6 protein-coding genes and 1 pseudogene are annotated in these 8,092 nt (G+C 71.1%); 6 read left to right on the top strand and 1 reads right to left on the bottom strand.

Translation table 11 applies throughout. The features are described from left to right. From ABWK99_RS11110 to ABWK99_RS11085, 6 genes and pseudogenes are all read left to right on the top strand, one after another. Positions 1-267, top strand: a pseudogene (locus ABWK99_RS11110) (ABC transporter ATP-binding protein); the annotation flags it as partial. 88 nt (positions 268-355) lie between these two features. Continuing rightward, positions 356-880, top strand: coding sequence for an NfeD family protein (locus tag ABWK99_RS11105; protein ID WP_372594768.1), 525 nt, complete (start codon positions 356-358; stop codon positions 878-880). Beyond that, positions 877-2,037: an SPFH domain-containing protein gene (locus ABWK99_RS11100; protein WP_372594767.1), complete on the top strand. Its 1,161-nt coding sequence runs from the start codon at positions 877-879 to the stop codon at positions 2,035-2,037. The genes ABWK99_RS11105 and ABWK99_RS11100 overlap by 4 nt, the downstream gene beginning before the upstream one ends. Before the next feature lie 113 nt (positions 2,038-2,150). Continuing rightward, entirely contained in the window at positions 2,151-2,855 is a 705-nt protein-coding gene (locus ABWK99_RS11095) for a TetR/AcrR family transcriptional regulator (protein WP_372594766.1), read from the top strand. Further along, entirely contained in the window at positions 2,849-4,579 is a 1,731-nt protein-coding gene (locus tag ABWK99_RS11090) for an ABC transporter ATP-binding protein (protein WP_372594765.1), read from the top strand. The genes ABWK99_RS11095 and ABWK99_RS11090 overlap by 7 nt, the downstream gene beginning before the upstream one ends. Further along, the gene (locus ABWK99_RS11085) at positions 4,576-6,585 is read left to right on the top strand and encodes an ABC transporter ATP-binding protein (protein WP_372594764.1); all 2,010 of its coding nucleotides are present in this window, start codon (positions 4,576-4,578) and stop codon (positions 6,583-6,585) included. The genes ABWK99_RS11090 and ABWK99_RS11085 overlap by 4 nt, the downstream gene beginning before the upstream one ends. A gap of 69 nt (positions 6,586-6,654) precedes the next feature. Here ABWK99_RS11085 and ABWK99_RS11080 read toward each other — a convergent pair. After that, positions 6,655-8,092, bottom strand: a 1,438-nt coding sequence (locus tag ABWK99_RS11080) for an FAD-binding oxidoreductase (protein WP_372594763.1), incomplete at its 5' end; no start/stop codon positions are given.

The following is an 8,092-nucleotide window of genomic DNA, read 5'->3' as shown; positions in this document are numbered from 1 at the left end:
GGACGGGAGGAGCTGGTCGCGGCGCTCGCCGAGCTCGCCGGCGACCAGCGCTCGCCGGTCCTCGTGCTCGTGACCCATCACGTCGAGGAGATCCCGCCGGGCTTCACGCACCTCCTGCTGCTCAAGGACGGGACGGTGCATGCCGCCGGACCGATCGACGAGGTGCTCACGGGTCCTGCCCTGTCGGAGGCCTTCGGGCTCGAGCTCGCGGTGGCCCGGCACGAGGGGAACGGCGGGGAGCGGTTCACCGCTCGCGCAGCTCGATGAGCCGGGCGGAGCGCCCGTGGCTCTCCCGTGCGGCGTCGGACGACGCGACTAGGATCGTGCTGGACGACGTCGTTCGAGAGGGGCAGTGATGGACTGGGCCTGGGCCGGATGGTTCGGCGTGGTGCTGGCGCTCGCCGTGCTGGAGGTCATCTCGCTCGACCTCGTGCTGATCATGTTCGCCGGCGGGGCGCTCGTCGGCGCGGTGCTGTCGCTCCTCGGCGCCGACCTGTGGGTGCAGGTCGTCGGGTTCTCCGTGACGGCCGCGTTGCTGCTCTTCCTGCTGCGCCCCTTCCTGCTGCGCCACCTGCGCAACCGGGTCCCCCTGGTCGAGACCAACGTGGCGGCCCAGGTGGGCCGGGTCGCCGTCGTCGTCGCCGAGGTCACCGAGCGCTCCGGCAGGGTCAAGCTCTCCGGTGAGGTCTGGAGCGCACGTACCGAGAACGACGAGGTGCTCGCGGTCGGCGACGAGGCCACGGTGGTCCGCATCGCAGGGGCCACCGCCGTGGTGACCGCGGTGCACGAGGGCGTGGAACCAGATCGTCGGACGCCGGGGTCGCCGGCGTCGCCGCACAGACCGCAGTCGCCGCACCGACCACAGGAGACAACCTCGTGAACGATTCAGATGTCGGCACCCTTGTCGGCTACTTCTTGCTCGCCCTGCTGGTCGTCTTCGTCGTCGTCACCCTCGTCCGCTCGGTGCGGATCGTCCCCCAGGCGGTCGCGATCATCGTCGAGCGGCTGGGACGGTACTCCCGCACCCTCGACGCCGGGCTGCACCTGCTGATCCCCTTCGTCGACCGGGTCCGTGCCGGCGTCGACCTGCGTGAGCAGGTCGTCTCCTTCCCGCCGCAGCCCGTCATCACCTCGGACAACCTCGTGGTGAGCATCGACACGGTCATCTACTTCCAGGTCACCGAGCCGCGCTCAGCCGTCTACGAGATCGCCAACTACATCCAGGGCATCGAGCAGCTGACCGTCACGACGCTGCGTAACGTCGTCGGGTCGATGGACCTCGAGCAGACGTTGACCAGTCGTGACCAGATCAACGGTCAGCTGCGCGGTGTGCTCGACGAGGCGACCGGCCGGTGGGGCGTGCGCGTCAACCGTGTCGAGCTCAAGTCCATCGACCCGCCGCAGTCGATCCAGGGTTCGATGGAGCAGCAGATGCGTGCCGAGCGTGACCGCCGTGCGGCGATCCTCACCGCCGAGGGTGTCAAGCAGTCGCAGATCCTCACGGCCGAGGGTGAGAAGCAGTCGGCGATCCTTCGCGCGGAGGGCAACGCCCAGGCGGCGATCCTCAACGCCGAGGGCGAGTCCCGCGCGATCCTCCAGGTCTTCGACGCCATCCACCGCGGGGACGCGGACCCGAAGCTGCTGGCCTACCAGTACCTGCAGATGCTCCCGGAGGTGGCGCGGACGCAGTCGAACAAGGTCTGGTTCATCCCGACCGAGTTCACCGCAGCGCTCTCGGCGATCTCCCAGGGCTTCGGCGGCTCGCCCGAGTCCGGACCGATCGCCTTCCGCGCGCCCGGGGACTCGCCCTTGCGCGACGACCTGCCGCCGACCTCGCTGACCGACCCGGCCGAGGCTCTTGCCGAGGCGCGTCGCGAGTCCGCTGCCGCCACGGAGGACGCGACCCGGTCCGGGACGCTCAGCGGTCACCGCCGCGACCCGGGCGTCGAGGCCGGGCTGCACGAGGGTGCTCCGCAGCCCCCGGCCCACGAGGAGCCCGGCTCGGACTCCGCCCCGCCCCCGCCGCCGGCGGGTTGACCACGTAGCGGTACCGCTCGGGCGCTTCCCCACGGGGGAGCGCCCGAGCCGTTCGTCGGGACGTTCCAGCCTGCGGAGTGAGTGCTCGCTCCGCAGGCGTACACTCGGCTCCCGTGAGTCATCTTCGCCCTGTCCATCCTCATGTCCTGGCCCCCGACGAGCCGCCGCGAGCGCGACTGGCGCCGGACGACCGGCGTAGCGCCGTCCTCGAGGCGACCATCCCGTTGCTCCGGGAGCACGGTGGCACCCTGACGACCCGCCAGATCGCCGACGCCGCGGGGGTCGCGGAGGGCACCCTGTTCCGCGTCTTCGACGACAAGACGGCGATCCTCGTCGCGGCGATCGCGCGAGCGCTCGATCCCGAGCCGTTCGTCGCGGCGATCGCGGCGGTTCCCACCGCGGGAGACCTGGCAGACGTGCTCGAGCGCGTCGTCGACGTGATCGAGCACCGCGGGCGCGACCTGCGCATGGTCCTCGGGGTCGCTCACGAGCTGGCGCGCACCCAGCACGAGCAGTTCGCTCGGTGCGGGGCCGTGGTCGATCCCGGACCGGGATCTCTCGCGCACGCCGTCCAGGCCCTGCGGGGCCGGCAGATGCGCGCGCCGGAGGAGATCAGGGCCGCGCTTGCCGCGGTGCTGTCCACGCACCGTGAGGAGCTGCGGACCACCCCGGAGGTGTGCGCACGGATCCTGCTCTCGGTCGCGACCTCGACGGTCCACGAGTCCCTCAACCCCGCAGACCCGCTCTCCGCCCGCGACATCGTCGAGGTCTTCCTCGACGGCGTCCGGGCCCGTCCAGCCACGGAGTCCTCATGCTGATGCGGTTGCTGCGCACCTCGTTGCGCCCCTACTCCGGCCCGCTCTCGCTCGTCTTCGCCCTCCAGCTCGTCCAGTCGATCGCGAACCTGTTCCTGCCGAGCCTCAACGCCGACATCATCGACAACGGCGTGGCCAAGGGGGACACCGGCTACATCCTGCGGACCGGTGGCGTGATGCTGCTGGTGTCCCTCGGGCAGGTCGTCTGCGCGATGGTCGCCGTGTACTTCGGTGCGAAGGTCGCCATGTCGATGGGCCGCGACGTCCGGGCCCGGGTGTTCGGCAAGGTGCAGGAGTTCTCGGCCCGCGAGGTCGGCGCCTTCGGCGCCCCCTCGCTCATCACCCGCACGACCAACGACGTGCAGCAGGTGCAGATGGTCGTGCTGCTCGGGCTGACGCTGCTCATCGCCGCCCCGGTGATGGCGATCGGCGGGGTCATCATGGCCATGCGCGAGGACGTGGAGCTCTCGGGACTCCTGCTGATCATCGTCCCGGTGCTGCTCGGCGTGGTGCTCGCGGTGATCAGCCGGATGCGCCCGCTGTTCAAGCTCATGCAGGTGCGGATCGACGGGATCAACCGGGTGCTGCGGGAGCAGATCCAGGGCATCCGGGTGATCCGGGCCTTCGTGCGCGACGACGTGGAGCGCGAGCGCTTCGCCGACGCGAACGGCGACCTGCGCGACGTCGCGATCGGGGTGGGTCGCCTGATGGCGATCATGTTCCCGGCGGTCATGCTCGTGATGAACGTGTCGAGCGTCTCGATCCTGTGGTTCGGGGGGCAGCGGATCGACGACGGGCTGATGCAGGTCGGGGCGCTGACGGCGTTCCTCAGCTACATCATGCAGATCCTCATGTCCGTGATGATGGCCACGATGATGTTCATGATCGTCCCCCGTGCGGAGGTCAGCGCGGAGCGCATCATGGAGGTCCTCGACACCCCGACCTCCGTCGTCCCGCCGGTCGAGCCCGTGACCGAGCTCGTCGGTCGGGGCCGGCTCGAGCTCCGCGACGTCGAGTTCCACTACCCGGGGGCGGATGCCTCGGTGCTCCAGCAGGTCTCCTTCCGCGCCGAGCCGGGTGAGACCACCGCGATCATCGGTTCGACCGGTGCGGGGAAGACGACCCTGCTGAGCCTGGTCCCTCGGCTCTTCGACGTGACCGGCGGCGCCGTTCTCGTCGACGGGGTCGACGTCCGCGAGATGTCCCTGGAGACCCTGTGGGGCCGCATCGGGCTCGTCCCCCAGAAGCCCTTCCTCTTCTCCGGGACGGTCGGGTCCAACCTGCGCTACGGGCGCGAGGACGCCACCGACGCGGACCTCTGGCATGCCCTGAAGGTCGCCCAGGCCGCGGACTTCGTCCGTGACATGGGCGGACTGGACGCCGAGATCTCCCAGGGCGGGACGAACGTGTCGGGGGGACAGCGGCAGCGCCTCGCCATCGCCAGAGCGCTGGTGCGCAAACCGGAGATCTACCTCTTCGACGACTCCTTCTCGGCCCTGGACTTCGCCACGGACGCCGCCCTGCGTGCGGCGCTGGTACCCGAGACCCGGGAGTCGACCGTCGTCGTCGTCGGGCAGCGGGTGGCCTCCATCCGCACGGCCGATCGCATCATCGTGCTCGACGACGGTGCCGTCGTGGGCATCGGGACCCACGAGGAGCTGATGGCGGACAACGAGACGTATCGCGAGATCGTCCTGTCCCAGGTGACCGAGAGCGAGGCGGCATGAGCGCGCAGACGACGGGCCGGCCGAGCGGCGCACCTGCCCGCGGAGGTCAGCCAGGGCCGGGCGGGCCCGGGCACGGGCACGGACCGATGGGTCGGATGGGCATGCCGGCCGCCAAGGCGATGGACTTCCGCGGCTCGCTCCGCAGGGTCCTCGGCCTGATCCGCCCGGAACGGGCCGTCCTGGGCCTGGCCCTGCTCCTGACCGCGGCGAGCGTGGCCCTGAACGTCATGGGGCCGAAGATCCTCGGCGGCGCGACGGACGTGATCTTCACGGGCGTGGTCGGGACGATGCTCGCGGACACCTTCCCCGCGGGGACGACCCAGGACCAGGCCGTGGACGCGTTGCGGGCTGCCGGCCAGTCCCAGCTCGCCGACCTGCTCTCCGGGATGCAGGACGTCGTCCTGGGCCAGGGCATCGACTTCGACGCCCTGCTGCGGATCCTCCTCCTCGTCCTCGGGCTGTACGTCGGCGCATCGGTCTTCGGCTACCTGCAGGGCCTGCTGACGACGGGGCTCATCCAGCGGACGATGTACCGGCTGCGCCAGCAGGTCGAGCACAAGCTCGGCCGGCTGCCCCTGCGGTACTTCGACAAGGAGTCGCGCGGCGACATCCTGTCCCGGGTCACCAACGACATCGACAACCTCGGCCAGACGATGCAGCAGGCCCTCAGCCAGCTCATCACCGCGATCCTCACCCTCGTCGGGGTGCTGGGGATGATGTTCTGGATCTCGTGGCAGCTCGCGCTCATCGCCCTGGTCACGATCCCGCTCTCCGGCCTGGTGACCATGCAGATCGCCAAGCGCTCGCAGCCGCAGTTCATCGCCCAGTGGAAGTCCACCGGGACGCTCAACGGTCATATCGAGGAGATGTACACCGGGCACGCGCTGGTCAAGGTCTTCGGTCGTCAGGAGGCCTCGGCACGGACCTTCGCCGCCGAGAACGCCGACCTCTACGAGGCCTCGTTCCGCGCCCAGTTCATCTCCGGGCTGATCATGCCGTCGATGACGTTCATCTCGAACCTCAACTACGTGGCGATCGCGGTCATCGGCGGGCTGAAGGTGGCCTCGGGGTCCATGAGTCTCGGTGACGTCCAGGCGTTCATCCAGTACTCGCGGCAGTTCACCCAGCCGATCACCCAGGTCGCCTCGATGATGAACCTCCTGCAGTCCGGGGTGGCCTCGGCCGAGCGGGTCTTCGAGCTGCTCGACGCCCAGGAGCAGTCGCCCGAGCCCGAGGACGCTGCCGAGCTCGCCACCGTCCAGGGGCGTGTCGTGTTCGAGGACGTGGCCTTCCGGTACGTCGAGGACACGCCCCTCATCGACGGGCTCTCGCTCGTCGCCGAGCCCGGCCAGACGGTCGCCATCGTCGGGCCGACAGGAGCCGGGAAGACGACGCTGGTGAACCTCCTCATGCGGTTCTACGAGGTCGACGCCGGCCGGATCACCCTGGACGGGGTGGACACCGCGACGATGAACCGAGAGCATCTGCGGTCGAAGATCGGCATGGTGCTCCAGGACACCTGGCTCTTCGGCGGGACGATCGCGGACAACATCGCCTACGGCCGTATCGGGGCCACCCGCGAGGAGGTCGAGGCCGCCGCGACGACGACCTTCGTCGACCGCTTCGTGCGGACCCTTCCCGACGGGTACGAGACGGTGATCGACGACGAGGGATCGAACGTCAGCGCGGGGGAGAAGCAGCTGCTCACCATCGCGCGGGCCTTCCTGGCCGATCCGGCGATCCTCATCCTCGACGAGGCGACCAGCTCGGTCGACACCAGGACGGAGGTGCTCGTCCAGCACGCGATGGCGGCGCTCCGCCAGGGGCGGACCTCCTTCGTCATCGCGCACCGCCTGTCCACGATCCGTGATGCCGACGTCATCCTGGTGATGGAGGACGGCGCGATCGTCGAGCAGGGCTCGCACGCCCGGCTCATCGAGGCGGACGGGGCCTATGCCCGCCTCTACCGGAGCCAGTTCGCCCAGGCGGCAGCACCGGTCGACTGAGTGGGCAGCGGTGCGGCGTAGGGCCGTCCCTGGCGAGAGCTCGCCGGGGACGGCCCTACGCCGGGCGGATCAGGCCCCGGCGAGCAGGGGGTGGTTGCTCCGGATCCGCCGGAACGGGTCGACCCGTCGCTTGAGACGGCGGAGCCGGTCGACCGACTGCGGGTAGGCGCGCGCGATCGTGTCGCCACGGTCGAGGAAGGTCAACGTCAGCCCGGGGACGGACCACGGCTGCAGCGCGGCGAGCAGCGCGTCGAGGCCGGCGTCCATCACCGGGACGAGCGCGGGGCCCGGAACCATGGCCAACCCGCTGACCTGGAAGTCCGCATCCGTCGGCCCCGCGACGGCAGGGGCTCCCTGCCGGGCGAGGGCGCCGCCGAGATGCCGGACCTGCACCTGGACCAGCGGCGTCCCGCTCCCCGCACCGGCGACGCCGACCAGGGCGTCGATGGCTGCGTCGTCCAGGGCCCGCACCCGGGTGGCGGTGAGCATCGAGGGACTCGGGTCGACCGGGTCCTCCGCGACGTCGCCGACCTCGGCGAGCCCGACGGGCCGGATCGCGTCACGCAGCAGCGGTCCCGCGGCGCGGATCGGGGCGATCAGGTCCTCGAGCTCATGAGCCTTGCCGAGGTGCATCGCCTGGACGAGCGTGAGCGACTGCCCGCGCATCGGCTCCGGGATCGCCTCGACGTCCGGGAGGTGCAGCAGGGTCGCCCAGAGCGTGGTGGCCTCGCCCGCTCGTGCTGCCGCGTCGCGGAAGGCTCGGAGCACCGCCGGAGCGCTCGCAGCGGGGAAGGCGAGGGTGCCGCCGTGCATCTCGGCCGCAGGGAAGAGGTCGACCTCGACCGCCGTCACGATGCCGAGGTCACCGCCGCCGCCCCGCAGCGCCCACATGAGCTCCGGGTCGGACGCGTCGGTCACCCAGCGACGCCGACCCTTCGGGTCCACCAGCTCGACGGCCCGCAGCGAGCCCGCGCCCGTGCCGTAGGCGCGGCTGAACCAGGACAGTCCGCCCCCGAGGCAGAAGCCGACGACGGAGACGCCTCCGCTGGAGCCCACGAGCCCGGTCAGCGCGGTCCCGGAGAGGGCCGCCTGCAGGGCGCTCCAGGACACTCCCGCCCCGACTCGCGCGACCCGTGCCGCTGCGTCGATCCAGATGTCGTCGAGGGCCGAGCTGCGCAGGAGGACGGTCCGGTCCAGCTCCGTGCCGGCGAGCGAGCGCGAGGCGCCGTGGCCGGGGCCCTGCGCGGTGACGCTCAGTCCGTGGCGGGCGGCGACGCGTACCGTCGCGGCGACGTCCTCGGCATCGGCCGGGAGCACGACGGCGCGAGGACGCTGGTCGACGAGGACGTTCCACGGGCTGCGGATCACGTCCCAGTCCTGCGCGGAGGGGGTCGCGACTCGCCCGCGGATCCGGAGCCCGGGGAGCGGCTCGCGGTCGGGCTCGTCGTGCCGGCCGTGCCGGTCGTGGCCGTCGTGGTCGTGGTCGTGGTCGTGGTCGTGGTCGTGG

The sequence above is a fragment of the Actinotalea sp. genome, from assembly GCF_041597215.1.
Lineage (GTDB): Bacteria > Actinomycetota > Actinomycetes > Actinomycetales > Cellulomonadaceae > Actinotalea.
Note: the sequence above shows the minus strand (reverse complement) of the source record. Positions and strands in the feature narration are given on the sequence as shown.